At 73.9% G+C, this 985-nt stretch carries 1 pseudogene; it reads right to left on the minus strand.

The annotated features are described in order from the left end of the window. Positions 1 to 100 precede the first annotated feature (100 nt). A pseudogene (locus tag NBW84_RS22925) lies at positions 101 to 985 on the minus strand (glycine dehydrogenase (aminomethyl-transferring)); the annotation flags it as partial.

Genomic DNA, 985 nt, shown 5'->3' on the forward strand with positions numbered 1-985 from the left:
GACCGCGTGACGCGGCACGCGGTCAGGCGCGGACGCGGCGCGGTGTCCGGCGTGCCGGCGCACCGCGCCGATCCGTCTGGGGGACGGGTCCCGCCGCCGGTCAGCCTCGGGTGTCGGCCGGTACCGCCGCGATGCCGGGGGCGGCCGGCGCGCCGCCGGCGAACGCGACGTCCTCGTCCTGGCCGGTATAGGTCGTCACGGGCGGGCAGGTGCAGACCGGGTTGCGGTCGCCGTAGGCGCCGTCGATCCGGCGTACCGGCGGCCAGTACTTCGACTCCCGCAGGGAGGCGACCGGGTAGGCCGCCACCGTCCGGGAGTACGGGTGCGCCCACTCGTCCGCCACCAGCATGGACGCCGTGTGCGGGGCGTTGCGCAGCGGGTTGTCGCTCACCGGCCAGGTGCCCGCGCCGACCAGGTCGGCCTCCCGGCGGATCGCGATCATCGCCCGGCAGAAGCGTTCGATCTCGGTCAGGTCCTCGCTCTCGGTCGGCTCGATCATCAGCGTCCCGGGTACCGGGAACGACATCGTCGGCGCGTGGAAACCGTAGTCGATCAGCCGTTTGGCCACGTCGTCCACGGTGACCCCGGTGCTTTTCGTCAGCGGGCGCAGGTCGAGGATGCACTCGTGTGCGACCAGGCCGTCACGTCCGGTGTAGAGCACCGGGTAGTGGGACGACAGCCGCCAGGCGATGTAGTTGGCGCCCAGGACCGCCACCGAGGTGGCCCGGCGCAGCCCGGCGGCACCCATCAGCCGGATGTACGCCCAGGGGATCATCAGGATGCCCGCCGACCCCCACGGCGCCCCGGCGATCGGCCCGACACCGGTGGCCGGCCCCGCCTCGGGCCGCAGCGGATGGTTGGGCAGGTAGGGCGCGAGCCGTTCGACCACCGCGACCGGGCCGACACCCGGGCCGCCGCCGCCGTGCGGGATGCAGAACGTCTTGTGCAGGTTCAGGTGGCTCACGTCCGCCCCGAACGTCCCCGG

Origin of the sequence: Protofrankia sp. CiP1_Cm_nod2, from assembly GCF_920664355.1 — a bacterium.
Taxonomy (GTDB): domain Bacteria; phylum Actinomycetota; class Actinomycetes; order Frankiales; family Frankiaceae; genus Protofrankia.